The sequence below is a fragment of the Citrobacter sp. Igbk 17 genome, from assembly GCF_028069775.1.
In the GTDB taxonomy this organism is placed as follows: Bacteria; Pseudomonadota; Gammaproteobacteria; order Enterobacterales; family Enterobacteriaceae; genus Citrobacter.
Genome location: NZ_JANEWI010000027.1, coordinates 35,359 through 61,015, shown reverse-complemented (window position 1 = coordinate 61,015; position 25,657 = coordinate 35,359). Strand labels below are relative to the sequence as shown.

The following is a 25,657-nucleotide window of genomic DNA, read 5'->3' as shown; positions in this document are numbered from 1 at the left end:
TTTTATGCGTACAATGGGCAACCCTCTATTTTTCAAGGCGAACAATGACGACTTCCCTGGCCACCATCTCCGAAACGATCACGCGTGATCTGGCAATGAAAATCCTCCGCGGCACCCTGAGCGATGGGGAGATGCTCCCCGGCGAGAATGAGCTAGCCGTGCAGTACTCTGCATCGCGTACTTCTGTACGAAACGCACTGCATGTTTTATCGGCGAAAGGATTACTGTCGATTCAGGCTAAACGTCGCAGTACGGTCAACCCACGCGAACTCTGGAGTTTTCTGGATACGGATGTGCTGGGCTGGATGGAAGAAGTGGGTATCTCACCTGATGTCGCAGAACAGCTGGTCGTCACCCGTTTGATGTTCGAGCCCAACGCTGCCGCGTTGGCTGCCGCCAACGCAACAGCGCGCGATCTGGCCGCGATTGAAGAGGCCTGGACGCTGATGTCGCGCGGGCAACAACAAGATGAAATTGCGCTGTTTGAGGAAGGGGATTTGGCGTTTCACACAGCGCTATTGAAGTCGTGTCATAACCCGTTCTTAATGTCGATTGGCAACGCCCTTTCCGCCGCCATGATGCTGTCGTTTAAACAGACGCAGGAATCCTCGGTGCGGGAAACCGAGCACGCTGTTGAGCAGCACCGTCTGCTGCTGGAAGCGATACGCCTGCGTCAAGGCGTGACGGCCAGGGAATGTATGCGCGATATTATTCTCAGCGCCGCGAACCGCCATCTGTGGGATACGCTGCCGGAAAAATACGCTGACCTGGTATAAGAACGTGCTTAGTAGCAATAATCGCTGCTGTTCAGCAACATTTTTGCAATATAATGGAACGATGTTAAACGCTGAACCTGAGCAGGTGAATGATGGAAATTGATCTCGATAATCTGGTCTTTGATGGACTGGAAGAAGCACAAGAGCGTAATGCTGAACGTCTGGAAGATGCGGACAAAAAAGCGCAGGAAATTATTGCTGATAACGACTGCGGCGATGCCTGCAAAATCTAATTTCTGAACCGGCGCAATGCCGGTTTTTTTCTAGTCAGCCTGCGCTTCACGCCGTATAACGCAACGCTTCAATCAACTGTGCAAAGGCCGCGGTATGTTGTCTACGGCTGGGATAGTACAGGTAATAACCGGGAAAAGGTTCACACCAGTCTTCCAGTACTTTTTCCAACGCCCCTTCTGCTACCGCCTGTTCGACGGTATCTTCCGGTACAAAAGCCAGGCCCATGCCCGAAATTGCCGCACTGATACGCGGTGGCAGATTGTTAAAAATAAGCTGTCCTTCTACCCGCACGCGGAGATCCTGCCCATTCCTGGCAAACTCCCAGGCATACAGCCCACCGAGGGTCGGCATGCGCATATTGATGCAGTTATGATTCTGTAGATCGTGTGGGGTTTGCGGTTTGCCATGGCGGGCAAAATAAGCGGGTGACCCCACCACGACCATGCGCCAGTCGGGGCCGATCCTGACAGCAACCATATCTTTGGCCACCTGCTCACCAAGCCTGATACCGGCATCATAGCGTCCCGTCACGATATCCGTCAGGCTATTGTCGATAGTCATTTCCACATTTACATCAGGATACGCCTGCAAAAACGGCTGTAGTGCAGGCCAGACTGTCGATTGCAACGCATGTTCCCCGAGCGTCAGACGGATATTACCCGCCACACGCTGACGAATATCGGTTAATGCCAATAGCTCCGTCTCAATGTCATCGAAACGCGGACTGATACTGTTGATAAGCCGTTCTCCGGCTTCGGTTGGCGCGACGCTTCGCGTGGTACGGGTCAGCAGTCTGACATCCAGTCGCTCCTCAAGCCCACGAATAGCATGGCTTAATGCTGACTGCGAGACCCCTAGCTTCGCTGCGGCGCGGGTAAAACTGCGTTCACGTGCGACAACAATGAGATAATAGAGATCGTTAAAATTATCACGCAGCATGCTTGTTCCCAATCCAGACCTGTTTTGTCGTATGTTACAGGTCAGAATAGGGATTCAGTAGTATTTCTGCTTATTTTGCACACTTCATTCCAGTACATTTCGCGCGTCAGGCGAAGTTCAGCGTGTTGTTTTATCACGGAACCACTCCGGATCAATGTTGGCGATATCCACCCCATACAGGCTGGCGACAGGAAGAACAGACTCCACAACACGCTGAAGATTTCGTTCCGCACTATGCTGTGGCGTCTGTGGATGTCGATTCTTGATACGCAACCAAAGATATTTAACCCCGTTCATCTTCTCCACCGCCTCTGTCTGTTGGACACAACGTATTCCAACGCAGAATGCGTAAAAAATGAAATGCGAATTTTTGCCAACGTTGTGCACTATTTTGCATTTCAGTTTTTCATTATTTTCACCCGTAATTAACACCCCTTTCACTAATATCATTTTGTATATAGATAAGAATTTTTTCTTATTTGGTCACCGCCACAAGTTATGGGAGCGTAAAAAGCACAAACCAAAACAACAGGGATTCAAAGAAAATGATGGCAACGAAAATTCACAGCACAAAAAAAACATGGCTGGCACTCAGTGTCCTGCTGGCGTCAGGCATTGCCGCGTCAAATGCTCAGGCCGATCAACTGGCCGATATCAAAGCCGCAGGTGTGGTAAAAATCGCCACCTTTGACGCCAATCCACCGTTCGGTTCTATTGATGCAAAAACGCATAAGATTGTCGGCTACGACGTTGATTTCGCTGAAGCGCTGGCTAAATCACTTGGCGTTAAACTGGAACTGATCGCCACCAATCCGGCTAACCGTATTCCGTTATTGCAATCCGGTAAGGCCGATTTAATCGTAGCGGATATCACTATTACACCTGAGCGTGCACAGGTTATCGATTTCTCCGCCCCTTACTTCGTTACCGGGCAGCAATTCCTCGTTCCGGCAAAATCGCCGGATAAGCTTGATGACTACAGCAAGGCCCGTATCGGCGCAGTTAAAGGGACGACAGGTGAGCAGGCGTTGCGCCAGCGTTTTCCACAATCACGTGTGCTGGCCTATGACGATATTCCGCTGGCATTAACCGCACTGCGTAATGGTAATGTCCAGGCGATCACCCAGGACAGCACCATTCTGGCAGGGTTGTTAGGCGGTGCGCCGGATAAAGCAGATTTCAAAATTTTGCCCGACTTGTTGAGCAAAGAAGAAATTGGTGTGGGTGTGAAAAAAGGGGAACCTGCGCTGTTAAAGGCCGTGAACGACGAGCTATTAAAGCTCGAGTCTACCGGGCAGGCAGCCAAAATTTATGACGTCTGGTTTGGTCCGCAAACCAAAAATCCACAGCCCCGCGCCTTCAAAATAGAAGCGAAGTAATATGCTCTCAGGCCTTTTTAATCGTCCCGCAGCTTCGGCTGCGGATTTTACGCATCTGCGCCAGGCGCGTGTTGAACTGCGTAATGTCATAAAACACTATGACAATCATACCGTGCTTAACGGCGTCAGCCTGTCGGTTGAACCGGGCGAAGTCGTCACCATTCTCGGGCCTTCTGGCTCAGGAAAATCAACGCTAATTCGTCTGATCAACCAACTGGAGTCACTGAGCGGCGGCGATATTTTTATTGATGACCAACCAATCGGTCAGCTGCGCGGCCCCGCATTGCGTCAGCTTCGCAGCCGAATTGGCTTTGTATTCCAGCAATTTAATCTCTACGCCCACCTGACAGCACAGCAGAACATCACACTGGCGCTGGAATATGTTCACGGTTGGAAAAAAGCGGATGCTGAGCAACGGGCACTTGAACTGCTGGAACAGGTAGGGTTGGCCGAAAAAGCCGATGCATATGCCGCCCAACTTTCCGGCGGACAGCAACAACGTGTTGCCATCGCCCGCGCCCTGGCCTCCTCACCGCAAATCATTCTGTTCGATGAACCCACCTCCGCGCTGGATCCAGAAATGATCGGCGAAGTGTTGCAGGTAATGAAGAGTCTTGCCCATAGCGGCATCACCATGATTGTCGTAACGCATGAAATGCATTTCGCCCGGGAGATTGCCGATCGTGTGGTGTTTATTGATGGCGGCGATATTCTCGAAGTCGCACCTCCTGAGGCGTTTTTCACACGTCCTCAGCACCCCAGGACCCAACGTTTTCTGAAAAAAGTGCTCGACCCGTTACACCAGGAGTCATCGTTATAATGCATGCAATGGACTGGCAGGGGGTGCTGAGCGGGCAACCTCTGCAATGGATAATCTCCGGTTTTCTGACCACACTCTGGGTCACGCTAGCCGGCGTGGTACTCGCCACGGTATTTGCCATCTTTCTGCTCAGCCTGCGCCTGACAGGACACCGCTTTGCGACCACCGTGGTCAGCGTGTGGGTTTCTGTTTTTCGCAATACCCCTTTACTGGTTCAGCTGATGTTCTGGTACTTTGCTGCGTGGAATCTCCTTCCTCGCGACGTGATTACCTTCATTAATGCGGAACACGCCTGGTCCATTCTGCCAGGAGATGTCTGGTGGTTAACGCCGGAGTTTCTCTGCTCCGCATGGGGGCTGGGTGTCTTTACCTCGGCCTTTCTGGTCGAAGAGGTCACCTCCGGTTTACAGGCGGTGTCTGGTGGGCAGCGCGAGGCAGCCATAGCACAGGGTTTTTCGTCATGGGCGACTTTCCGTCACATCCTGCTCCCTCAGGGGCTGGCAAATGCCTGGCAGCCAATTGTGGGGCAATATCTTAATCTGATGAAGCTGTCTTCATTAGCCAGCGGCATTGGCTTTGCCGAACTGACATACCAGGTGCGGCAAATTGAAAGCTATAACGCCCATGCGCTGGAAGCCTTTGCCGTCGGCACGGCACTCTACCTGTTGACCGGTATTGTGCTGGGGATGTTGTTAACCCGTCTTGGCCCTGTACCTGCAGCAGGTAAACCGTTGGCGCGTAAAACAGGCATATTTCGTTTCAGGAGCCTACTGCATGATCGCTAATATTTCGGTTATTACCGACAATCTGGACTACCTCCTGTGGGGGCGGGTCGCAGAGGGTCAACCGGGGGGTGTTCTGCTCACGCTGCTGATGGCGATTGGCGCAGCGGTACTGGCGCTTCCCGCCGGGATCGCACTCGCCTGCTGTGCCTGGCGTTTTCCTGGGGCGATACGTAAGGGGCTGTTTATCTGGGCAGAGTTTATTCGTGGTATTCCGTTAATCTTCGTGATTTTCTGGATGTGGTATCTGTTACCCATGCTCACAGGCAGTGATTTACCGGGAGCCATAACCGTCACACTGGCACTGGCCTGGTTTACCGCCGCTTCGGTGATGCATTCCGTGTACGCAGGCATAACTGCATTGCCTGGCGGTCAGTATGATGCGGCAGTCGTTCAGGGATTTAGCCCACTCCAGGCGCTCGGGTTCATTCTGTTGCCGCAGGTTCTGCGCAACGTACTCCCCTCGCTAACGGGGATTTTTATCGGGCTACTCAAGGATACGTCGCTGGCGTTTATCGTCAACGTGCCTGAGCTCACGACGGTGGCGGGTCAGGTTAACAGCCGGGTACAAATTTACCCGGCGGCCATTTTTGTCTTTACCGGACTGGTCTATTACCTGCTGTGCTTTAGCCTGGAGAAGATCACTCAGCGCCGGTTCGCGTTGAAATAGCCCCACGGCTCAACATGCCACAAACTGATGGTCTTCGTTGAGCCGATACTTCACCCCTGCGCGAATGTTATTTTCCCCCTCAATAGCCACCGCAAAGCGCATTCTCTTACCGTCGTGATAAGCAAGCGCCGCGCATCCACCGGGGCCGAGGATTATCGAATCGACCACGCCAGTACTGGCAATAACGGTGTTTTCCCCGTTGGCCATGATCTGCACGTTGTCCGCGCAGTTGGCGATTTTCGACGCTGCGCCAAAACTGGCTATCTGGGTTAAATCACCACTGCTGGCGATACGACTTCTGTCACCCAGCGAACTGATGCGCACCCGCATCCCCGTGCTGGCCATCCGTGTACCGCCTCCCACACTACTGACACGTGTGGAGTTTCCCGCGATGGCAATACGACCACGCTCACCGGAGCTGGCAACATGAGCGTTATAACCCACGCAGCCAATACGTGCGCTGTAACCTGCACTGGCAATCTGCGCAGCGTACCCGGCGCTGACGATTTTGATGTTATCACCCGCGCTACCGAGACTGTCGCCATCAGCCGCACTCGCCAATTGTTTACCGATGTCGTCTGCCGTCTGCGGACAGACAACACGGCCCATCGCACAGATATCCTGCTGGACAAAATTCTCTTCATCCTGCCATCTTGACCAGCCGTATTCCACGAGGCTATCTGCCCAGTCACTATACCCTTCCAGCTGGAGTGCACGGTGCACCTCCGCATAGCTGCCTCCCTCAGGAAACGCACGCAGAAACCAGCGATACATCACGGGCCCGACGCGCCAGGCCCGTAAGTCACCACGAGTAATCATCATCTCTTAATGCCGGTGATAGCCATCCACCATGCACTTAAAGGTTTCGCCCGGAGTGCGTCCTGTCGTGCAGAGATAAAGATGCCCAAAAATGAAAAACACGCTCACGATCGCCAGCGCAAAGTGCGCCTGCAGCAACCAGTAACGTACGCCAAGGAACAGATCGCCTACAGCCTGTGGGTACAGGGATAGCAACCCGGAGATCAGCAGTAGCGGCAGCAAACCGTACATCACGCCGACATACGCTGCCTGCTGTAACGGATTGAATTTCGAACGCGTTGATGCCGGGAATGGATGCGCTTCGCCCTGCATAATGCCAAACAGATAGAATCGCGTCTGCCTCTGCGCCCGGCCGATCCAGCCCTGACGCTGAATAATATAATGATGTCCGTTCCCCCCAATCAGGTTAATCAGGACAAAACCAATCCAGCAGGCAAGCAGCAAAAAGCCACAGACCTCATGCACGGTCAGCAGGCTTTTCATCACTGGGGCACTGACCGCGGTGAAATGGTTTAGCAGGCCGCTGGCCAGCAGCAACAGAAATAACAGCGCATTCGACCAGTGCCACAAACGGACAGCTTTCGAGTATAAATAGACCTTCTCTCCGTGTCCTGCCGACGCTTTATTCGCTGAACGAAAGCGCAACATTGCGTGGAGTGCCAGCACCAGCCACATCCCCACCAGCATTAGCCCGGCGAAAACCAACCAGACGGGCCAGTAATCCGGCGAAAACATCGGGACGTACTGCGTAAGCTGTGCGTGAAACTGTTCGGCATTCTGCGACGCGTTCATACATTATCCTTTTTAATCAAATGTTGACCGAACCGACGATACAGATGGGGCTTCCCGGCGCCTGCAAGTTGATATTCGTAGTACTTGTTTTCCCGCAACCAGGTCTGAATTTCCGGGCTGTCCTCACGGCCAAAAATCAACGCATGTTCTGGACAGGAATTGACGCAAATTGGCGGGAAACCTTTCGCCAGACGTGATTCGGCGCAGAAGTCGCATTTATCCGCCACTTTGGTTTGTGGGTTGAGATAGCGTACCTGATACGGGCATGCGCCAATGCAGTAACTGCAGCCGATGCAACGAGAGGTATCGACGCGCACAATCCCGTTTTCATCTCGCCAGGAAGCACCGGTAGGACACACCTCAATGCAGGGGGCATCGTCACAATGCTGACAGGACTGACGAAAATAGTGATACAGCGTTTCGTTATCGTTATCCGTTACCGGGATATGGGCTATCGATAAACGACTCCCCTGAACAGGAACATGATTCGTTTTCCTGCACGCTCGGGCGCAAATATTACATCCGTTGCACAATGATTCGTCGTGGATCATGACATAACGAACGTCTTTAGTACTCTTCGTACTCGCTAACAGATTTTGGCCTGGGCCGGTGAAAAAAATCACCGTCCCCATGCCAATGACAAATTTTCGTCGGGTGAAGGACATCGGGTTATCCTCTAATGCTGTGACAGTGATCGTCCACACGTTCCATGACATCAACCTGAAAAATTCAGGGGTTCTGATACTGCTCAACCTCAAGCCATTCGCACAGGCCATACGCTTTGCCGTAACTCATAAAGCGCTCGCTAAACAGATAAGGTTCCGCATTCGACGATTCCACAGCACGTATGTCTGCATAATCAGGATGCGTTTCCATGGCCGTGAGCGCCGCCGTAACCTGCTCAGGTTCAAAGTGGTATGGCGGCTGCGCCAGCATGGCGACCTTATAGGGGCGAGGATACGTTTGGCAGTCAAAACGTACCGCTTCTGCAATGGCACGGCAGATATCATTTTCCACCACCTGCACACACATCTCGGCGTAGTTTGCCGTCATGGTTTGCGTCGAGTAGAAGTAGGTATCCTCTGAGCCCTGGATACAGGTAATATCTGCGTCGGATGCGTGCTGACACATCGCGTCCAGCAGCGTAGCCAGGTCACTTTCAGGAACCGAATAAGGTGGCAACAGAAACACGCTGCGTGCCACCAGTTGACCTGAAGCAGAATACTGGCGGATAAAATCCGCCACTATCGACTCCGGGCTGGTAGGTTCCTGAATGAGTGACGCACTCCGGTGTGCGACAGGCTGGTGTAACGCGTGCAGCCACTGTCTCTTTTGGCTATCCACGTCATCACCAGGCGCATCCTCTGCAGGGGCCAGGTCGTTACTCACGTACGTCATCTGCGTTCCTTACGCCGGCAACAGATTGTGTGCAGCCAGGTCGGCTGCCACATCCTCAAGGCCGAGGCGGTGAAGGGTGTCGCGAGTTGGGCAGCCCAACGCCGGGTCCCAGCCCATTTCCTGATAGAACATCGTAAGCGACTGACGCATATCTTCCCGGTCCATCTTGTCAGTCCCTTCAGTAAAGACCGGAATCTTCGGATCTTTATCGAACACCCAGGAGCAGATCAGGTCGTGTTCATTACGCATATCCATGGTTTGCATCAACTTGACTGTATAAGCACGATGCAGGGTAAAAATGCGCTCCGCGGCCAAATCCAGACTAGCCTGCGTTGTTTCATCCCCCGTTACGGCCTGGAAGAATTTCGCTTCCAGATCAAGGTCTCCGCGATAGTTTCGACTCTTCAGTGGCGAAACCGTCATTGGCCAGACCCAGTTACACAGCGTAACCGCATTGTGCAGACAGACTTTCAGCAGCGTCCATTTGGCGTATTTGATTTTGGCGGCATTAATCGGGGTGTAGTTTTTGGTTTCATCGTAGGCATCCTGTGAACCAAACAGTTCGCCCGCCACTTCGCGCTGTAGCGCCAGCGGTAAACCGGAGCCGATAAAGTTGATATGGGTGTGCGTCATACAGTCGCGGTTGAACATACAGTTGGTGATCGCCCCCACCTGCGCCGAGGCTTCGTTCGCATGGTGAACAGGGAACCCAAACGGCGACCATAGTTTGTTCTTCGCGTAACCCCAGTACTCTTCGCCTAAATTCCAGCGTTCTGCAATCGCGTAAGAGCCATCTGCCAGGTGGCTGAGTTCACCCACGCGATGCGCCAGTCGATAATAGAAATCTTTGATAAAGTTCGGATCGCCTGCTTCCAGTTGATCCCAACGGATCTCTGCATACTCTGCCGCAGGTAACACCCGCTTAAAGACGCCTTTGGAGTAGCAGTACGTAAAGTCACGATGCAACTGACCGTAGTTACACCAAATACCATAATCATCGAACAGGTTCAGGCCAACCAGGTTTCCTACGACGCGCCCATCGTCTTTATCGTCGAAATCTTTCGGCCCATTCGGGAAAATAGTGGTATGTACAAAGTTCGCCACGCAGGTATTCCCGCCAGTACTCGGCACACCAAAATCTTTCACACGGGGAACATTGAGTTGCGACATACAGCGAATTGGACATGAATGGCAGCCACTCATTTTGACGGTGTACTTCTCAGCGGCCGGGCCGAGATCAAACACGGATTTATGGGTACGAAAACCGACAGTATTCTGGTTTCCCGGTGGAATTTCCCCCGTTTCAATTGGCCCTCCTTCCGCCGCGCCCCAAAACAACCCTTTGCGGGCCGTCCAGCGCGAATTCGGTGAAGAGTATTCAGCCCAGGCCTGTGGCGTGCTCGGCACAACATGGTTGTTGTTGGCGCCGATAAGCTCGGTCATCATGTAGTCATTAAGCCGCTTCATCTCTTTGCGATCGGCGATATTGACCCCCTGGGTCCCCTCTACCGCAATGGCCTTCAGGTTTTTCGACCCCATGACTGCGCCAGTGCCGGCCCCGCCACTGTGGTTACGGCTGTTAATCATGCAGGAAAGCGGAACGAGGTTTTCACCCGCCTGACCAATAGCTGCAACGCACGTTTCCGGGCTGGTGATACGGCAAATTTCTTCGGTGGTTGCGCGCGTACCCTTACCCCATATGAAGTCCGCTTTTTCGATGCTGACCTTATCGTCTTTGATGTTGATCCAGACCGGAGAAGGTGATTTCCCTTCGATAATAATGGCGTCGTAACCCGCGAATTTCATTTGTGCGGCAAAGAAACCGCCCATATGGGCATCGACCACTAAATTGCCTTTGGTAAATGTCGATAATGAGGTGATATTGACGCGAGAACTGCAGGGTGCACCCGAACCGGTTAGCGGCCCGGTCGCGAAAACCAGTTTATTTCCTTCATCAAAAGGTTTGGTGCCTGGCTGGACTTCGTCGTACATAATTTTATAGCCAAAGCCCATCCCACCGACAAATTTCTTAAATTTACTGGAATCTTCAACGGTGATGTTACCCGTGGAGAGATTGACCCGTAAAATATTACCTGTCCAACCATTAGCCATCATGTTTTCCTTTGCAAGAAGGTCCGATAGATATACTCGCCACCTTTCAGGCAGTTCTTTTATTCAAAAACTGCGATTTTTCTGGCAATAAATGACGCGTATCAGGCAGCCCTGCCATCCATCAAACAGTAATATCTTTCCACTCAATAATTTTTAATGCCCCAGTCGGACAAGCATTAGCGCATTCCCCGCATAAAACACATTTTGAGGATTTCTTCGTTACGGTATTAACGGTCGCCATCATCCATGGGCAGGCCGTGGTACAGGCACTGCAGCCAATACAGCGTTTATGATCTACGGCAATACAACCGTCTTCCTGTTTCCAGGTAATTGCGCCAATCGGGCAGACTTTCATGCACTGGGGATCTTTACACTGACGGCAAGTGTCTGCGGTGTAGTTTAAATCGCCGTACAACCCACCACCGGACCCAACGCCATCATCGCCAAAGAAGTAGTTACGATGAATTTTGATGCGGGAAAAGAAGGTGCCAACAGCGCCATCGTTATAATTAGTACAGGAAATTTCACAGCGGTGGCAGCCAGTACAGCGAGCCCGTTGAGTCACCAGCACCCCTTTCGGCGTATTGATAAGTCCGACGGTGCCGCTGTCGATATCTTCCTGCTTACAACCAAAAAGGGATAGCAGAGCGGGGGCAATCGTTAATCCTGCCAGACCTTTCCCTGATATACGCAGAAACTCAAGCCGCGTTAAACCACAATCTAAAAATGGACGATCAACCTGGTTCATTTATTTCGCATCCTCTTCGCAAACGCTGTAGTAGCAACAGATCCAGGCTAATTTTAATGAATGCAGATCAGGTCAAATCGGCCATAAATGTTGCCAACAACACGTGAATTTTTGCCCTAACCTGATCGCACAGATGACGGTGGTTAAACTGAATCAATCCATACCCTAAACACGGGTATAATCCTTTAGGGTTAGGCGGATAAATAATGTGGTTATTCCCCCGCTGTAACCTTGATCGTTATCAATTAAAAATCGGAAGGAAAATAATTAATGTGGAGTGATATTTATTATCATTAAGCGAGATTGAAATAACATTTCATATGCATGAAAAATATTTGGGAGTGCAATCACAAATACTGTGTTATATACCACTCGGTATATAACAAAATATACAACGAAATTTGTAATTTTAGTGACCGAGCTAAATTATATTTATTGGAAGATAACGAAGATGAAAATAAGAGGACGGCAGAATAATTCTACCGCCCTCTTTTATGGATTAACCGGCCAATGCTTTGATCACCGTCTCCATGGCCTGTTTTTCTAACTCACTGCGCTTCACACGCTGGTTGGCGAGGGTTGTTCTCAGTACGCCAGCAATGACGATATGCTTAGGCTCTTGCCCCAGATCGCGCATTTCCAGCACTACTTTACCGACTACTCTGCACATCTCGCGGTACAGCTCGTCGTCTTTGGTCTGATTTCCCATATTCACCCGCTCGTCATTAACTCAAACCCACAGCATATATCACTCTGGCGAATTAGACAAAATCCAATGAAAATCAAATAAATGTCACAATTTTACTGGATCCGCTGAAGCCGATTTACCAGCTCGGCAAGGCTTCCGGCCTGCATTTTTTCCATCACCCGCGCCCGATGCACTTCAACCGTGCGAACGGCAATATTCATGGCATCGGCTATTTCCCGATTTATCAATCCCTTTGCAACCAGATTCGCCAGTTCTCGTTCCTTCGGTGTAAGTTGCTGATAGCAAGCAACAATTTCCTGTCGCGAAAAAGCCGCTGCCGAGGTCTGCAAAGCATTTTCCAGCGCAGCCTGTAGCGGCGCGGCTGAAACCGGCTTCTGTAAGAAATCGACGGCTCCGCGCTTCATTTGTTCAACCGCCATGGGCACATCACCATGTCCGGTAAGAAATACCACCGCCAGGGTGCTCTCGCGCTGACGCATTGCTTCATGCACGGCATGCCCATCCAGTACCGGCATGCGCATATCCAGCAGCAATACGCCGACCTGGTGCAGATCGGCCTGAGCCAAAAACGTTTCGCCCTGCTCCCAGCAACGTACCTCGTACCCCATACTTTCCAGTAAAAATGCACAGGCCTGAGTCACCGCTATATCGTCATCCAACAGATGAATTATTGCCACGAGGCCCTCCTTCCTGTGTTTGCTTAAAATGTAATGTCACCACTGCCCCCGCCATGCCGTCAGGCGCTGGGTGATTTTTGATGCTGATGTCGCCATTTGCATAGCGAACCAGTCGCTGACAAATGGCCAGACCGAGTCCCATCCCTTCCTTGCGGGTGGTCATAAAGGGCTGGAATGCCTGGTATAACTGCGCATCGTCGATCCCTCCGGCGTTATCCTGCACCAGAATGCGTACACCATGCTCCTCACTGTACGCGGAGAACCACACCGTTTTTGCCCCCGCCTGAGCCGCGTTTAGTACCAGATTAGCCAGAACCTGCTCCAGCAAAACGGTCGGCAGTGTAACCGAGAGCGAATTGTCGACCTGCGTTTGTAACATTACCGTCGGGAATTGCTGCGCCATGCGTAATAACTGCCAGACATGATGGATCGCATCATGAACGTTAATGGGCTCCCAGTCGTCGGTCATCACCGGATTTCCCTGCGCCTGACTGACCCACTGACGTAAATTGCGTAGCGTATCGGCGCCCCGCTGCGCCTGCGCGTCAATCTGTTCAAGGGCGGGTAACAACGGATGCTGCTGATCCTGGCCACGCAGACGAATCAGACAGCCCTGTGCATAGTGGCGGATAGCCGAAAGCGGTTGGTTAAGTTCATGAGCGAATCCGGACGTCATCTCGCCCAGCACACTCATTTGACGCGCGGTTTCCAGCGCCTGTTCCTGTTTGCGCAACAACACATTATTACGCTCAAGCAGTCTTCCGCGTCGGCGGACCAACAGCATGACCCAGATGTAATTGAGCGTCAGCAACAACAGGACGATACCCGCCGCTCCCATGGCCAGACGATGTTGAATAAACCAACTTTTGACATCCAGCCAGAGTTGGCGCTGCTGTGGGTGCTGACGGACATCGCGCAGTAACGCTTCTACTTCGCGGGTCGAGGCCGGCGCGCCCCAACGAAAGACGGCGTTTTGTGGCGCGTTAAACAGTACCCGCGTCACGCGATCGGCCAGTTCATCACTGACCGCGGGCAAGGCAGCAAACGACCAGTCAGGATAGAGCGGCGTACTGGTTACGCAAGGAATTGACGTTGGATAGGTAATCACGGGCCTAAAGTCCGCTTTGCGGATTAGCCCTTCTTCATCCATTTTTTCCAGCAGACACACGGGCACAATCACCGCCTGAACCGCTTTTTCACGTAATAAATACAGCAAAGCATCAGCAGGAAAGCCGGTAAACGTCAGACGTAAATCACGCTCAGGGCGTAAACCGGCATCGCTGAGTGCTTTGTATCCCAGCAAATAACCGCCAAATGCCTGAGCATCAATGGCACCTACCGTTTTACCAATCAGGTCGTGTGCATTCACAATCCCACTGTCACGCCTGACGAGGACAGCACTGCCAATCACGTTGCTGGTTGCCTTTCCGCCGCGAGTGGAGCGTAATGATGCCAGCCAGCGAAGCGCTGCATGGCTGTTTAGCTGCACGAATTGCGCAGGGTTGGTGACCACAAACTGGACGGTTCCACGGTTAACCGCCTCCTGCATCTGCTGCAGGTCCAGCGGTTGAATATGAAACTGTTCACCCGGGATTTGCTGATTTAACAGAGTTTCCAGCGGTTGCCAGTGGGTACGTGTAGAGACCTCTCCACGCATCGCTAAAACACCCACATTCCACGAACCTGCCCATGCCACGCTGCTGAGCATCCACACGGAGGCCAATAGCGTCAGGCATCGAACGATGTTACTTCCCACTGAATTATCCCTGTCAATTATGTTGTTTTAGATCAACAACAAGCCGGGTATGTGGTTAACCACAATAGAGCTGCCCCCGCCACGATTTTTACACTGTAAATCATTGAGATTCTTTATTCATCACACGCAAATCAACGGCGTGACCAATGTTTCGTTGTTGCATCGTGACGGGAGAAAATATGGACAGCAGTAAACGGCAGTTTCTCCAGCAACTGGGCGTCCTGACCGCTGGCGCATCACTGGTTCCCCTGGCACAGGCCCAGTTTCCCTTTTCGCCTGAACGACATGAAGGATCGCCCCAGCATCGCTACGGCATGCTGGTCGATCTGCATCGGTGTATTGGCTGCCAGGCCTGCACCGTGAGTTGCGCGATTGAAAACCAGACGCCGCAAGGTGAGTTTCGTACCAACGTGAATCAGTATCAGGTGCAACTTGAAGGTCAGCAAAACGTCACCAACGTCCTGCTGCCGCGCCTGTGCAACCATTGTGATAACCCCCCTTGCGTACCGGTGTGCCCGGTGCAGGCTACCTTCCAGCGCGAAGATGGCATTGTGGTTGTCGACAACACACGCTGTGTTGGCTGCGCCTACTGTGTGCAGGCCTGCCCATACGATGCACGGTTTATCAACCATGAAACGCAAACCGCCGATAAATGCACTTTTTGCGTTCATCGACTGGAGGCGGGCCTGCTCCCGGCCTGCGTCGAGTCGTGCGTTGGCGGCGCGCGCATCATCGGTGATATCAAAGATCCACACAGCCGGATTTCTCAAATGCTGCAGCAACATCATGACGCCATCAAGGTCCTGAAACCGGAAAGTGGCACCTCGCCGCAAGTGTTCTATCTGGGCCTGGATGAGGCCTTTGTGACACCATTAATGGGGCGCGCCCAGCCCGCGCTCTGGCAGGAGGTTTAAATGAACCCTACCCTGATTATCGAAGAGATTCTGACGCATCCACAGGACGTAAGCTGGTTACCCTGGGCTGTGCAATATTTCTTTTTTATCGGCATTGCCGCCTGCGCGGCACTGTTTGCCTGCGTGCTCCACTGGCGCAAAAAGGAGAGGCCGGAGTTAGAAAACATCACGCTGCTGGTAGCCCTGACCTGCGCGATTACTGCACCGTTGGCACTGACGGCTGATTTACACCAGACGGCACGCGTCTGGCATTTCTATGCCTACCCGACACCGTGGTCATGGATGCCGTGGGGGGCGCTATTTTTACCGCTGTTTACCGGGTTTTTAGGACTGTGGTTTATAGCACAACACGTTAAGCGATTAACCACCAAAAGTTACAGTGTCACTAAATGGTTGGCCGTGGGAAGTGCGTTGTCGGCTATTGGACTGTTGGTCTATACCGGTCGCGAGGTCTCTATTGTTGAGGCGCGCCCGATCTGGTTCAGCTACGCCTTCCCGGTCGCGATGTTCCTCAGTGCCCTGCAAACGTTCCTTGCCCTGCTTATCGCCACGGTGAAAAACGCAGGGACAACATTACCGCGCAAACTGGCATGGGGCCAGATAGTCACGCTGTGCGCGCTGGCTATCGTGGTGGTGATGTGGGCAAGTGGCAACACGCTATCGGGGTCAGCGATTCGCCAGTGGCTGGATGTGGCGGCTTCTGCGCGGCATTACGCCATCGGCTGGATTGCACTTTGGGTTACCTCACTGGGTCTTTGCGCCCTGGTGTTACGCCATCCGTTATCACTGCCATTACGTATTTTGCTGGCAATAAGCGCAATGGCATTGTGCTGGCTGATGCGCTGGACATTACTCATTCAGGTACAGACCGTACCGAAATTTAACGCCCAGTTTAACCCCTATACCCTGCCCGGTGGCACTGATGGCTGGCTGGCTATTCTTGGCACTTTTGGCCTGTGGGTCGCACTGATCATTATGGTTCGTGAAGCCCTGAACGCGATCGCAAGGAGAATGCAACATGGCTAATTTAACTCGTCGTCAGTGGCTAAAAGTCGGTCTTGCTGTCGGGGGCATGGTGACCTTCGGCCTGAGTTATCGGGACGTGGCGAAGCGCGCGATTGATGGTTTGCTTGATGGAACATCAGGAAAAATAACCCGCGATCGTATCTTTGGTAATGCACTCATCCCCGAAGCACATGCCCAACCGCGCTGGCAACAGAACCCGCAGCAGGTGATCTCCATGACGCAGTGTTTCGGCTGCTGGACGCAATGTGGCGTGCGTGTCCGTGTTGATAACGAACAAGGCAAAGTGTTGCGTATTGCGGGCAACCCGTACCATCCGCTATCTCACGAACACCACATTGACTCCTCAGTTCCCTTTGCCACCGCGATGGAACAACTGGCGGGTGAAACCGGACTCGATGCCCGCTCCACCGCCTGCGCTCGCGGTGCAACGTTACTTGAAGGCCTGTACAGCCCACTGCGTATTCTGGAGCCAATGAAACGCGTGGGTAAACGTGGGGAAGGAAAATGGCAGCGCATCAGCTTTGAGCAACTGATCAAAGAAGTGGTGGAAGGCGGTAATCTGTTTGGCGAAGGCCACGTTGACGGCCTGCGAGCGATCCACGATCCCGATACACCGATTGATGCCCGACACCCCGGTTTCGGCCCAAAATCCAATCAGCTACTGGTCACCAATACCAGTGATGAAGGACGTGATACATTTTTGCGTCGCTTTGCCCTGAACAGTTTCGGCAGCAAAAACTTCGGCGCACATGGCGCGTACTGTGGTCTGGCCTATCGTGCCGGATCTGGCGCGTTGATGGGCGATCTGGATAAAAATACCCACGTGAAACCCGACTGGGATAATGTCGAATTTGCGTTGTTTATGGGGACATCTCCAGCACAATCCGGCAACCCGTTTAAGCGCCAGGCTCGCCAGCTTGCCAGTGCCCGTTTACGTGATGACTTCCGCTATGTTGTGGTTGCACCAGCCCTCCCCCTAACGACAGTGCTTGCCGACGATCGTGGGCACTGGCAGCCCGTACGCCCAGGGACGGACTCCGCACTGGCGATGGGGATGATCCGCTGGATAATTGAAAAGCAGCGCTATAACGCTGATTACCTGGCGATTCCTGACATACAGGCCATGAAGCAGGCCGGGGAAAAAAGCTGGACCAACGCTACCCATCTGGTCATTACCGATGAAATTCCAACGCTCGCCGGTCAGCATCTAACGCTGGCGCATTTACGCGCAGACGCCGCCAACGAACCCACCGTCATTAACGAAGCCGGAGAGATTGTCGCCGCCAGCAGTTGCCAACGTGCCCAGCTGTTCATCTCCCGTGAAGTCACGCTGGCCGGGGGGCAAACGGTCACGGTAAAAAGTGGCTTCCAGTGTCTGAAAGAATCCGCTGAGAAACTGTCAATGGCGCAATACAGCCAGCAGTGTGGTGTTTCTGAGGCAGACATTGGCGCGCTGGCCGATGCTTTCACCCGTCACGGACGAAAAGCAGCAGTGATCACCCACGGCGGGATGATGGCGGGTAACGGTTTTTATAATGCCTGGTCGGTGATGATGCTTAATGCGTTGATCGGGAACCTGAGCCTCGAAGGCGGCGTGTTCGTCGGCGGCGGTAAGTTCAACGGTGCAACTGACGGCCCGCGCTACAATATGGACAGTTTTGCCGGGAAGGTGAAACCTAAAGGTCTGAGCATTGCCCGCAGCAAGACAGCCTATGAATCTTCCGAAGAGTACCGCAACAAAGTCGCCGCCGGGCAATCGCCCTTCCCGGCCAAAGCACCCTGGTATCCGTTTGTCGCAGGCCAGCTAACCGAATTACTGGTTTCAGCACTGGAGGGTTATCCGTATCCGCTAAAGGCCTGGATCTCCAACATGACCAACCCGTTTTATGGGATTGCGGGCTTACGCGGCGTGGCAGAAGAAAAGCTTAAAGACCCTGCGCGTTTGCCGCTGTTTATCGCGATTGATGCGTTCATGAACGAAACAACCGCGCTTGCGGATTACATCGTACCGGACACGCATAACTTCGAAAGCTGGGGATTCAGCGCCCCATGGGCCGGTGTCGCCAGTAAAGCCACCACCGCCCGCTGGCCCGTGGTCAGGCCCGCTACCCGTCAGACCGCTGACGGTCAACCCGTCTCGATGGAGGCTTTCTGCATCGCGGTGGCAAAACGCATTGGCCTCCCCGGCTTTGGCGACAATGCCATTACCGACCCGCAGGGCAACGTGTATCCGCTCAACCGCGCCGAAGATTATTATCTGCGCCTTGCCGCCAACATTGCCTTTATGGGCAAAGCGCCGGTGGCAGAGGCACGGGAAGAGGATATCGCGCTCACCGGGGTGCAACGAATTTTGCCGGTGATGACCCAAACGTTAAAAGCCGATGAGGTGAGTCGCGTAGCGTTTATCTATTCGCGCGGTGGCCGTTTTGCGCCAGACAACAGTGGTCGGGTCGATAACCGCGTCGGTAATGCGTGGGAAAAACCACTGCAAATCTGGAATGCGGATGTCGCTGCACACCGTCATGCGATTACCGGTGAACGCTACAGCGGCTGTCCGGCCTGGTATCCTTCGCGACTCTCTGACGGGCGTTCAGTAGAGGAACTATTCCCTGAGCAGGAATGGCCGCTGAAGTTGATTTCATTTAAATCGAATACCATGTCCAGCGCGTCGGCCGTGATCCCCCGGCTGCATCATCTTAAGCCAGTCAATCTGGTGGCGCTTAACCCGCAGGACGGCAAGCGCTATGGTTTATCTCACGGCGATACCGTTCGCATCACCACGCCAGGTGGGCAGGTTGAAGCGCAAATCAGCTTACTGCATGGCGTGATGCCAGGGGTAATCGCGATTGAGCATGGCTATGGGCATAAAGAGATGGGCGCTACGCAGCATACGCTCGACGGTGAGCCGCTGCCGTTTGATAAAAAGATAAAGTCGGGAATCAATATCAACGATCTGGGTTTTGCGGATCCGACACGAAAAGTGGCCAACACCTGGCTGGATTGGGTTTCAGGAGCCGCAGTGCGCCAGGGGTTGCCAGCGAAGCTTGAACGAGTGTAACTCGGGTGCCGGATGGCAACGCTAACGCGTTTTATCCGGCCTACAGCACATCGTAGGCCGGGTACGGCATAAACGGATCAGTTATTAACCGGGATAACCGCGCCTTTATATTTGGTGCGGATCCAGTCCTGGAGCTCTTTTGAGTGCAGCACATCAACTAGCGCCACGATATCCTTTTTCTTCTCATCACCGCGATGAACGGTAATGATATTGGCATACGGGTTGTTTTCACCGCTTTCTACGGCAATCGGATCTTTCACCGGATCCAGCCCGGCGTCGATTGCGTAGTTGGCGTTAATCACGACCGCATCCCCTTCTTCATTGTTATACATTTGCGGTAACAGCGCTGCTTCAACGTTAGGTAAGAACTTCAGCTTTTTCGGGTTCTCTACGATGTCGCTAATGCGCGCCGTCACTTTATCCACACCCGGCTTCAGCTTGATCACGCCCTCTTTTTCAAAAATCGACAGAATACGACCTTCTTCAGATACCGCATCACGCATGATCACCTTGCCACCTTCCGGCAGATCCTTCAGTGACTTCACCTTTTTCGAATAGATACCAATCGGCTCAATATGAATCGCCCCTGCGCTAACGAAATCATAGGATTTGTCGCCAGCATGATCTTTAATCACGCTATTCAGGTACGGGATATGCTGGAAATAGTTGGCATCAATCTCACGACCCGCCAGGGCAGTGTTCGGCAGAATGTAGTCCTGGAATGGTTTAATCTCCAGGTCTATCCCTTGCTTCGCCAGAATCGGCTTGGCCTGCTCAAGGATCTCCGCATGGGGTACGTTTGACGCGCCAACGGTCAGCGTATCAGCCCAGGAAGCAAAGCTCAGGGCGCTTAAGGTTGCTGCTGCGAGTAATGTCAGTGATTTTTTCATGATGATGGTTTCCGTATTTTATTAGCGTTTATCTAACAGAGAGGTGATCACATCGCCGCAAAGCTGAATGATGAAGACGATGAGCAGAATCGTTACCGTCGCCACCAGCGTGACGTCGCTGTGGTTGCGCTGGAATCCTTCCAGATAAGCAAGGTTCCCTAAACCACCGGCACCAATCACCCCCGCCATCGCGCTGTAGCTAACCAGAGCAATCAGCGTCACGGTGATCCCGGACACCAGAGCGGGTGAGGATTCCGGCAGTAAAACCCGAAAAACAAGCGTCGTCAGACGTGCGCCCATCGAGCGCGTCGCTTCAATAACGCCTTTATCTACTTCACGCAGGGCGATTTCGACCAGGCGTGCGTAAAAAGGTGCAGCACCCACAATCAACGCGGGCAACGCGGCATTTGCACCGAGAATGGTGCCAACGATCGTTTTGGTAAAAGGTATTAACAACACGATCAGAATGATGAACGGGATCGAGCGGAAAATATTGACCACCAGCGAGATCGCGCTATACAAGGCGCGGTTCTGGAATAGTCCACCGCGCGCGGTCAGGAACAGCGCCATCCCGAGTGCAATCCCAAGGACAAACGTTGCCGCGCCAGAAAGCGCCGTCATGTAGAGCGTTTCCTGGGTCGCTGCCAGCAGTTGGTCCCACTTCAGATGGGGAAACAGATCTTCAGGCATGTTGAATCACCTCGCCTTCAATGTCGCTGTGGCGCAGGTCGGCCAGAATATTGCTGAGTTGTTCTTCGCTAGCCACAACATGCACCCAAAGCTGCCCGAACACGCCATGCGCGGTTTGCGTCATCTTGCCGTGCAAAATGTTAAACGGCAGGCCATAGCGCAGGGTTAATTCCCCAACAACCGGTCGGTGAGTGCGCTGCCCGGTAAAGGTTAACTTGATCACGACACCACCCAGTTCGCTTGCCAGTTGCGGATTAAACTCCTCTTCTTCGGTGTATTGGCTCACCTGCCGGACAAACTGTCGGGTAATCGGCTGCTGTGGATGGGTAAAGACAGTAAGTACATCGCCCTCTTCAACCACCCTGCCGTTTTCCATCACCGCGACGCGATCGCAGATTTTGCGCACCACATGCATCTCGTGGGTGATCAACACAATGGTTAATTTGAAGCGACGGTTAATATCGAGCAGTAACTCCAGAATCTGATCGGTGGTTTGCGGATCCAACGCTGATGTGGCCTCGTCACAGAGCAGTACATCAGGATTATTCGCCAGCGCGCGGGCGATCCCTACGCGCTGCTTTTGGCCGCCGCTGAGCTGCGATGGATACGCATTTTCGCGACCGCTCAGACCGACAAGGGTAATCAGCTCGGCCACTCTCGCCTTAATCATCGCTTTTGGCGCTCCGGCGATTTGCATTGAGAACGCAATATTCTCGCTCACGGTGCGTGACCACAGTAAATTAAAGTGCTGAAACACCATGCTGATTTTCAACCGTGCCTGGCGCAGCGATTCCCCGCGTGCGGCAGAAATATCGTGGCCGTTAATGGTCACGCTGCCGGACGAGGGTTTCTCCAGACCATTCAGCAGGCGAATCAAGGTACTCTTCCCTGCACCACTGTAGCCAATGATCCCGTAAATCTGCCCCTGCTCAACCGTCAGGTTGACATCATCGACAGCGGTAATGGAAAGCCTGCCTGGCGTAAACACTTTCGAAATATTTTTCAGGACAATCATGTCGTTTGGGTATCCGCTGCTGCTTATTGTTATCCTGCTAGTGCTTTTAGCTGTTTAGCAGTATGGATGTCCAAATGAGTGTAATCAGCGAGATGGTGTTTTAAAATGAATTAAAACGAATTTGATATAACTTTAAGGAATATCCATACCGTAACAAGAGACTCAGTCCGCGTTCACTTCCACATCCGAGTGGGCTGACAGCATGAAAAATTCTTCTGAAATATTTACTCACTGATTTTTAACTGACCAAACCGTGGTTATTTAAAACTGAATCGAGAAAGCCAACACCTTTATAAGAAGCGTTCAAAAATTGCATCACTGAGATATGACAATCATCACAAACCATAGCCCCACAAGTGTAAGCATATAAGAACTAATAAAATGAAAATGTCTTTTTACCCTGCATGATAATTTGGTTTTGCTTCCGGTTTACAGCATGATCTGTGATTCATTTCACCACATGTCAACATTACTCTAAATACAATTCAACGAAATACACGGAGGCTTTAATGTTTAAAGAAGAAAGGCGCGCCACTATTCTTAACTTGTTGATCAAAGATCATAGCGTAAGCGTAAGTAAACTTGCCGTTCTTTTTAATGTGAGCCAGGAGACTATTCGTTCAGATCTTTATTATTTTCAGAATACAGGTATGCTGGTGCGTTGTTACGGTGGTGGTATTGTTAATCGTCAGGCATTAAGCAAACTTATTACTGAAAATAAAATAGATATCTCCGGCACTATAGCAACTCCGGCAAACAAAGATATTCGCTTAAACAAAGAAGGGGCTAAAATGTCGGGCAAAGTTTGTATTTTAGGTTCATTTAATATTGACGTATCCGCCACTGTGCCGTGGCTGCCTCAGAGCGGTGAATCTATCCTCGCAAGCCAGTTCGGTTTTTATCCGGGAGGAAAAGGTGCCAACCAGGCTCTGGCCGCAAATAATGCGGGTGCTGATGTCCATTTTATTTTTAAAGTTGGCAAAGATCAGTTCAGCGCTTTCGCGCTCAATCATATTATTCAATCGGGCATCAACTCTTATTGTGCCTATCAAACCGATGATGCCCCCACCGGGAGTGCACTCATTTATGTTTCAGCGGAGGATGGTGATAATATCATCGCCATCTATCCCGGCGCTAATATGACGCTGAGCAAACAAGAAATTAATGAACAGCAGGGTTATATCTCTGAAGCCGATGTCCTGCTGATGCAACTGGAGACGAATATCGATGCTATTGAAGAGTTCGTGCGCCTGGGTAAATTAGAAAACAAAACTATCATTCTTAATCCAGCACCCTATACTAAAAATATCCACCATTTATTATCTTCCATCGATATCCTGACACCTAATGAAACCGAGGCTTCATTTTTGTCAGGTATTACCATTACCGGTATTGATGATGCCAAAAAAGCAGGGAATATCATTCTGCAGTCAGGCGTTAAGAAGGTCATTATCACTCTTGGCGCGCAAGGATCCTTGCTGTGCGAACATCACCGAACGTTGTTTATCCCCGCCTGGAGTGCCGTCGTCAAGGATGCCGCGGGCGCAGGTGACGCATTTAATGGCGCACTGGCCACCTCACTTGCCCGAAAATCAGACCTTGTGTCAGCCATTCAGTATGCCTCTGCCTTTGCTTCACTGGCAGTAGAACAAGAAGGCGCATCGAGCATGCCGCAACATGAGCAGGTACTGCACCGAATGCGCACTCAATCGCATGAAATTGTTAATATCAAATAATAGGATATCAGTATGAAAATTTTATTTATCGGTGAGTCATGGCATATTCATATGATTCATTCTAAGGGATATGACAGCTTCACATCCAGTAAATACGAAGAAGGTGCTGACTATCTCTTATCCTGTCTGCGCCAGCAGAATATTACTATCGACTATATGCCAGCACATATTGTACAAACTCGTTTTCCGCAAACCGTAGCGGAACTCGACGTATACGACGCGATCGTGATTAGTGATATTGGCAGCAATACCTTTTTGTTGCAAAACAAAACCTTTTATCAGATGAATATCATCCCGAATGCGTTAGCGCTGATTAAAGAATATGTCTCCAATGGCGGCGGTCTGTTAATGATTGGCGGATATCTGTCCTTCACCGGCATTGAAGCTAAAGCGAATTATAAAAACACCTTGCTGGCCGACGTTTTGCCTGTCGAAATGCTGGACTATGACGATCGCGTTGAAATTCCAGAAGGATGCAGCCCAATCAACACTGATGAGCAACATGTCATTACGCAAGATCTGACGCAGTGGCCCCCCTTACTCGGTTATAACAAACTGCACGCCAAAGTAAACGCGACAACGCTGGTCAAAATAAATGAAGACCCGCTATTAGTTCTCGGTGAATACAATAAAGGGAAAGTCGGTTGTTTTGCCAGTGATTGTGCGCCGCACTGGGGTAGTCCACAATTTATGCAATGGGAACATTACACGCCATTTTGGTGTAACGTTCTGCAATCAATTAAAAAATAAGTGTCTGTCTGCAGGTGATTATTGAATCACCTGCCCTTTTCTCTCTGTATCGGTTAAAAATATGCAAAGTCACTACAAATATGGTGAAATGTTTTACGATGGCATATTAACCAGCTATCGTATCTACGGTGATCCGGCATCTTCATTAATGCCATTAATTATTTTACACGGCGGCCCATCAGGCGGTTTTGATTATCTTTTAAATTATCACCAGCTGTCTGATGATGGACGCATGGTGGTATTTTACGATCAATATGGCTGCGGTCGTTCCACGCATTTCCCGCTGGCGGAGGCCTCATTCTGGACAATAGAACGCTATCTTCAGCAACTCCAGCAATTAATCTGCCATCTGAATATTGGCCAGCGATATTCATTACTCGGACACTCCTGGGGAGGCATGCTGGCAGCAGAGCATGCCTGCACGCAGCCGGAAGGATTAGGTGGTGTGATATACGCTAGCTCTCCTGCCAGCATCCCACTTTGGCAAAGTGAAGTCCTGCGGCTGTTTAAAGAACTCACGGCTGGCGCGGATACAATGCCAGACGATGTCATTATGCAGGCAAAAATCTATCAGCATCCGCCTGAGCAGCTTATTGCCTATTACGCCAGGCATGTTTATTCCCTGCAGCAAGAACCGCTGCATATTCAGCGTGCTAATGCGCAATTCGCCGCCGACCCCACGGCTTACCACATTTTGTGGGGCGCCAATGAGCTGGCGGTCAATGGCACGCTGGCACAGTGGGATATCACCGATTCATTGCACAAGATTCAATGCCCTGGATTAGTCCTTCATGGCGAGCACGATCAGGCGACATCGCAGGTCGTTCAACCGCTTATTACCCATATAACCCATTGTCGGGGCGTCACGATTCCTGACAGCAGCCATAACCCGCATGAAGAAAATACCGGGCCTTGCCTCACTGCGGTCCGTGCGTTTTTACGCGCCCTTGATTAACACGAATTGAGG

26 protein-coding genes are annotated in these 25,657 nt (G+C 51.8%); 12 read left to right on the top strand and 14 right to left on the bottom strand.

Annotation, left to right across the window (positions count from 1 at the left end; translation table 11 throughout):
- The first annotated feature begins 44 nt into the window (after positions 1 to 44).
- Positions 45 to 776, top strand: coding sequence for a FadR/GntR family transcriptional regulator (locus tag NNO08_RS16065; protein ID WP_271440804.1), 732 nt, complete (start codon positions 45 to 47; stop codon positions 774 to 776).
- Between the two features lie 92 nt (positions 777 to 868).
- Entirely contained in the window at positions 869 to 1,009 is a 141-nt protein-coding gene (locus tag NNO08_RS16060; protein ID WP_003832695.1) for a hypothetical protein, read from the top strand.
- 46 nt (positions 1,010 to 1,055) lie between these two features.
- Here NNO08_RS16060 and NNO08_RS16055 read toward each other — a convergent pair whose 3' ends face one another.
- Entirely contained in the window at positions 1,056 to 1,949 is an 894-nt protein-coding gene (locus tag NNO08_RS16055; protein ID WP_271457083.1) for a LysR family transcriptional regulator, read from the bottom strand.
- A 117-nt stretch (positions 1,950 to 2,066) separates the two neighbouring features.
- Complete coding sequence (locus NNO08_RS16050; RefSeq protein ID WP_005122845.1) at positions 2,067 to 2,246, bottom strand: hypothetical protein; 180 nt, start codon at positions 2,244 to 2,246, stop codon at positions 2,067 to 2,069.
- 248 nt (positions 2,247 to 2,494) lie between these two features.
- Between NNO08_RS16050 and NNO08_RS16045 the strand changes: the two genes are divergently transcribed.
- From NNO08_RS16045 to NNO08_RS16030, 4 genes are read left to right on the top strand one after another with little or no spacing between them, the layout of a single operon-like run.
- Entirely contained in the window at positions 2,495 to 3,328 is an 834-nt protein-coding gene (locus NNO08_RS16045; RefSeq protein WP_271457082.1) for an ABC transporter substrate-binding protein, read from the top strand.
- 1 nt (position 3,329) lies between these two features.
- Positions 3,330 to 4,148: an amino acid ABC transporter ATP-binding protein gene (locus NNO08_RS16040; protein WP_271457081.1), complete on the top strand. Its 819-nt coding sequence runs from the start codon at positions 3,330 to 3,332 to the stop codon at positions 4,146 to 4,148.
- Positions 4,148 to 4,933 (top strand): amino acid ABC transporter permease, encoded by a 786-nt coding sequence (locus NNO08_RS16035; protein WP_271457080.1) that lies wholly within the window; start codon positions 4,148 to 4,150, stop codon positions 4,931 to 4,933. The genes NNO08_RS16040 and NNO08_RS16035 overlap by 1 nt, the downstream gene beginning before the upstream one ends.
- Entirely contained in the window at positions 4,923 to 5,600 is a 678-nt protein-coding gene (locus NNO08_RS16030; protein WP_271440798.1) for an amino acid ABC transporter permease, read from the top strand. The genes NNO08_RS16035 and NNO08_RS16030 overlap by 11 nt, the downstream gene beginning before the upstream one ends.
- Before the next feature lie 9 nt (positions 5,601 to 5,609).
- Here the strand turns inward: NNO08_RS16030 and ydhT are convergent, their stop codons facing one another.
- The 9 genes from ydhT to ttrS all read right to left on the bottom strand — a co-directional run bounded on the left by ydhT (position 5,610) and on the right by ttrS (position 14,563).
- Complete coding sequence (gene ydhT, locus NNO08_RS16025) at positions 5,610 to 6,422, bottom strand: protein YdhT (RefSeq protein ID WP_271440797.1); 813 nt, start codon at positions 6,420 to 6,422, stop codon at positions 5,610 to 5,612.
- 3 nt (positions 6,423 to 6,425) lie between these two features.
- The gene (gene phsC / locus NNO08_RS16020; protein WP_271457079.1) at positions 6,426 to 7,211 is read right to left on the bottom strand and encodes a thiosulfate reductase cytochrome B subunit; all 786 of its coding nucleotides are present in this window, start codon (positions 7,209 to 7,211) and stop codon (positions 6,426 to 6,428) included.
- The gene (locus NNO08_RS16015; protein ID WP_271440818.1) at positions 7,208 to 7,876 is read right to left on the bottom strand and encodes a 4Fe-4S dicluster domain-containing protein; all 669 of its coding nucleotides are present in this window, start codon (positions 7,874 to 7,876) and stop codon (positions 7,208 to 7,210) included. The genes phsC and NNO08_RS16015 overlap by 4 nt, the downstream gene beginning before the upstream one ends.
- Before the next feature lie 64 nt (positions 7,877 to 7,940).
- The gene (locus tag NNO08_RS16010) at positions 7,941 to 8,609 is read right to left on the bottom strand and encodes a YdhW family putative oxidoreductase system protein (RefSeq protein WP_271457078.1); all 669 of its coding nucleotides are present in this window, start codon (positions 8,607 to 8,609) and stop codon (positions 7,941 to 7,943) included.
- A 9-nt stretch (positions 8,610 to 8,618) separates the two neighbouring features.
- A complete protein-coding gene (locus NNO08_RS16005) occupies positions 8,619 to 10,721 on the bottom strand; it encodes an aldehyde ferredoxin oxidoreductase (protein ID WP_271440817.1) in 2,103 nt (700 codons plus the stop codon).
- 121 nt (positions 10,722 to 10,842) lie between these two features.
- On the bottom strand, positions 10,843 to 11,469 hold the full coding sequence (locus NNO08_RS16000; protein WP_048211828.1) for a ferredoxin-like protein: 627 nt from the start codon (positions 11,467 to 11,469) through the stop codon (positions 10,843 to 10,845).
- Positions 11,470 to 11,968: 499 nt separating this feature from the next.
- Positions 11,969 to 12,178 carry a fumarate hydratase FumD gene (gene fumD / locus NNO08_RS15995; protein WP_040233753.1) on the bottom strand — a complete coding sequence of 70 codons (210 nt, stop codon included), beginning with the start codon at positions 12,176 to 12,178 and terminating at the stop codon, positions 11,969 to 11,971.
- 92 nt (positions 12,179 to 12,270) lie between these two features.
- Complete coding sequence (ttrR, locus tag NNO08_RS15990) at positions 12,271 to 12,855, bottom strand: tetrathionate respiration response regulator TtrR (protein WP_271440795.1); 585 nt, start codon at positions 12,853 to 12,855, stop codon at positions 12,271 to 12,273.
- Positions 12,830 to 14,563, bottom strand: coding sequence for a tetrathionate respiration histidine kinase TtrS (gene ttrS, locus NNO08_RS15985; RefSeq protein ID WP_271457090.1), 1,734 nt, complete (start codon positions 14,561 to 14,563; stop codon positions 12,830 to 12,832). Before ttrS ends, ttrR begins: the two co-directional genes overlap by 26 nt.
- Positions 14,564 to 14,790: 227 nt before the next feature.
- On the opposite strand from ttrS, the gene ttrB reads away from it, so the two are divergent.
- Genes ttrB through ttrA form a run of 3 tightly spaced genes read left to right on the top strand, consistent with a single transcriptional unit; the run spans position 14,791 to position 19,609 of the window.
- A complete protein-coding gene (gene ttrB, locus NNO08_RS15980) occupies positions 14,791 to 15,525 on the top strand; it encodes a tetrathionate reductase subunit TtrB (protein WP_333908954.1) in 735 nt (244 codons plus the stop codon).
- Positions 15,526 to 16,551: a tetrathionate reductase subunit TtrC gene (gene ttrC / locus NNO08_RS15975; protein WP_271457077.1), complete on the top strand. Its 1,026-nt coding sequence runs from the start codon at positions 15,526 to 15,528 to the stop codon at positions 16,549 to 16,551.
- Entirely contained in the window at positions 16,544 to 19,609 is a 3,066-nt protein-coding gene (ttrA, locus tag NNO08_RS15970) for a tetrathionate reductase subunit TtrA (RefSeq protein WP_271457076.1), read from the top strand. Before ttrC ends, ttrA begins: the two co-directional genes overlap by 8 nt.
- A gap of 77 nt (positions 19,610 to 19,686) precedes the next feature.
- Here ttrA and NNO08_RS15965 read toward each other — a convergent pair whose 3' ends face one another.
- Genes NNO08_RS15965 through NNO08_RS15955 form a run of 3 tightly spaced genes read right to left on the bottom strand, consistent with a single transcriptional unit; the run spans position 19,687 to position 22,204 of the window.
- Positions 19,687 to 20,499: a MetQ/NlpA family ABC transporter substrate-binding protein gene (locus tag NNO08_RS15965; RefSeq protein WP_271457075.1), complete on the bottom strand. Its 813-nt coding sequence runs from the start codon at positions 20,497 to 20,499 to the stop codon at positions 19,687 to 19,689.
- A gap of 21 nt (positions 20,500 to 20,520) precedes the next feature.
- Positions 20,521 to 21,189 carry a methionine ABC transporter permease gene (locus NNO08_RS15960; protein WP_271440792.1) on the bottom strand — a complete coding sequence of 223 codons (669 nt, stop codon included), beginning with the start codon at positions 21,187 to 21,189 and terminating at the stop codon, positions 20,521 to 20,523.
- Positions 21,182 to 22,204, bottom strand: coding sequence for a methionine ABC transporter ATP-binding protein (locus NNO08_RS15955; RefSeq protein WP_271449067.1), 1,023 nt, complete (start codon positions 22,202 to 22,204; stop codon positions 21,182 to 21,184). The genes NNO08_RS15960 and NNO08_RS15955 overlap by 8 nt, the downstream gene beginning before the upstream one ends.
- Positions 22,205 to 22,713: 509 nt before the next feature.
- On the opposite strand from NNO08_RS15955, the gene NNO08_RS15950 reads away from it, so the two are divergent.
- The 3 genes from NNO08_RS15950 to NNO08_RS15940 all read left to right on the top strand — a co-directional run bounded on the left by NNO08_RS15950 (position 22,714) and on the right by NNO08_RS15940 (position 25,645).
- A complete protein-coding gene (locus NNO08_RS15950; RefSeq protein ID WP_271457074.1) occupies positions 22,714 to 23,940 on the top strand; it encodes a PfkB family carbohydrate kinase in 1,227 nt (408 codons plus the stop codon).
- Between the two features lie 12 nt (positions 23,941 to 23,952).
- Positions 23,953 to 24,690, top strand: a complete 738-nt coding sequence (locus NNO08_RS15945; RefSeq protein WP_271457073.1) for a glutamine amidotransferase — start codon at positions 23,953 to 23,955, stop codon at positions 24,688 to 24,690.
- Between the two features lie 61 nt (positions 24,691 to 24,751).
- Complete coding sequence (locus tag NNO08_RS15940) at positions 24,752 to 25,645, top strand: proline iminopeptidase-family hydrolase (protein ID WP_271457072.1); 894 nt, start codon at positions 24,752 to 24,754, stop codon at positions 25,643 to 25,645.
- Positions 25,646 to 25,657: the final 12 nt, after the last annotated feature.

What these genes read in the sequence shown, in the direction of transcription:
- NNO08_RS16065 (WP_271440804.1), top strand. Translation starts at nt 45, where the DNA reads ATGACGACTTCCCTGGCCACCATCTCCGAAACGATCACGCGTGATCTG.
- NNO08_RS16060 (WP_003832695.1), top strand. Translation starts at nt 869, where the DNA reads ATGGAAATTGATCTCGATAATCTGGTCTTTGATGGACTGGAAGAAGCA.
- NNO08_RS16055 (WP_271457083.1), bottom strand. Translation starts at nt 1,949, where the DNA reads ATGCTGCGTGATAATTTTAACGATCTCTATTATCTCATTGTTGTCGCA.
- NNO08_RS16050 (WP_005122845.1), bottom strand. Translation starts at nt 2,246, where the DNA reads ATGAACGGGGTTAAATATCTTTGGTTGCGTATCAAGAATCGACATCCA.
- NNO08_RS16045 (WP_271457082.1), top strand. Translation starts at nt 2,495, where the DNA reads ATGATGGCAACGAAAATTCACAGCACAAAAAAAACATGGCTGGCACTC.
- NNO08_RS16040 (WP_271457081.1), top strand. Translation starts at nt 3,330, where the DNA reads ATGCTCTCAGGCCTTTTTAATCGTCCCGCAGCTTCGGCTGCGGATTTT.
- NNO08_RS16035 (WP_271457080.1), top strand. Translation starts at nt 4,148, where the DNA reads ATGCATGCAATGGACTGGCAGGGGGTGCTGAGCGGGCAACCTCTGCAA.
- NNO08_RS16030 (WP_271440798.1), top strand. Translation starts at nt 4,923, where the DNA reads ATGATCGCTAATATTTCGGTTATTACCGACAATCTGGACTACCTCCTG.
- ydhT (WP_271440797.1), bottom strand. Translation starts at nt 6,422, where the DNA reads ATGATGATTACTCGTGGTGACTTACGGGCCTGGCGCGTCGGGCCCGTG.
- phsC (WP_271457079.1), bottom strand. Translation starts at nt 7,211, where the DNA reads ATGAACGCGTCGCAGAATGCCGAACAGTTTCACGCACAGCTTACGCAG.
- NNO08_RS16015 (WP_271440818.1), bottom strand. Translation starts at nt 7,876, where the DNA reads ATGTCCTTCACCCGACGAAAATTTGTCATTGGCATGGGGACGGTGATT.
- NNO08_RS16010 (WP_271457078.1), bottom strand. Translation starts at nt 8,609, where the DNA reads ATGACGTACGTGAGTAACGACCTGGCCCCTGCAGAGGATGCGCCTGGT.
- NNO08_RS16005 (WP_271440817.1), bottom strand. Translation starts at nt 10,721, where the DNA reads ATGGCTAATGGTTGGACAGGTAATATTTTACGGGTCAATCTCTCCACG.
- NNO08_RS16000 (WP_048211828.1), bottom strand. Translation starts at nt 11,469, where the DNA reads ATGAACCAGGTTGATCGTCCATTTTTAGATTGTGGTTTAACGCGGCTT.
- fumD (WP_040233753.1), bottom strand. Translation starts at nt 12,178, where the DNA reads ATGGGAAATCAGACCAAAGACGACGAGCTGTACCGCGAGATGTGCAGA.
- ttrS (WP_271457090.1), bottom strand. Translation starts at nt 14,563, where the DNA reads ATGCTCAGCAGCGTGGCATGGGCAGGTTCGTGGAATGTGGGTGTTTTA.
- ttrB (WP_333908954.1), top strand. Translation starts at nt 14,791, where the DNA reads ATGGACAGCAGTAAACGGCAGTTTCTCCAGCAACTGGGCGTCCTGACC.
- ttrC (WP_271457077.1), top strand. Translation starts at nt 15,526, where the DNA reads ATGAACCCTACCCTGATTATCGAAGAGATTCTGACGCATCCACAGGAC.
- ttrA (WP_271457076.1), top strand. Translation starts at nt 16,544, where the DNA reads ATGGCTAATTTAACTCGTCGTCAGTGGCTAAAAGTCGGTCTTGCTGTC.
- NNO08_RS15965 (WP_271457075.1), bottom strand. Translation starts at nt 20,499, where the DNA reads ATGAAAAAATCACTGACATTACTCGCAGCAGCAACCTTAAGCGCCCTG.
- NNO08_RS15960 (WP_271440792.1), bottom strand. Translation starts at nt 21,189, where the DNA reads ATGCCTGAAGATCTGTTTCCCCATCTGAAGTGGGACCAACTGCTGGCA.
- NNO08_RS15955 (WP_271449067.1), bottom strand. Translation starts at nt 22,204, where the DNA reads ATGATTGTCCTGAAAAATATTTCGAAAGTGTTTACGCCAGGCAGGCTT.
- NNO08_RS15950 (WP_271457074.1), top strand. Translation starts at nt 22,714, where the DNA reads ATGTTTAAAGAAGAAAGGCGCGCCACTATTCTTAACTTGTTGATCAAA.
- NNO08_RS15945 (WP_271457073.1), top strand. Translation starts at nt 23,953, where the DNA reads ATGAAAATTTTATTTATCGGTGAGTCATGGCATATTCATATGATTCAT.
- NNO08_RS15940 (WP_271457072.1), top strand. Translation starts at nt 24,752, where the DNA reads ATGCAAAGTCACTACAAATATGGTGAAATGTTTTACGATGGCATATTA.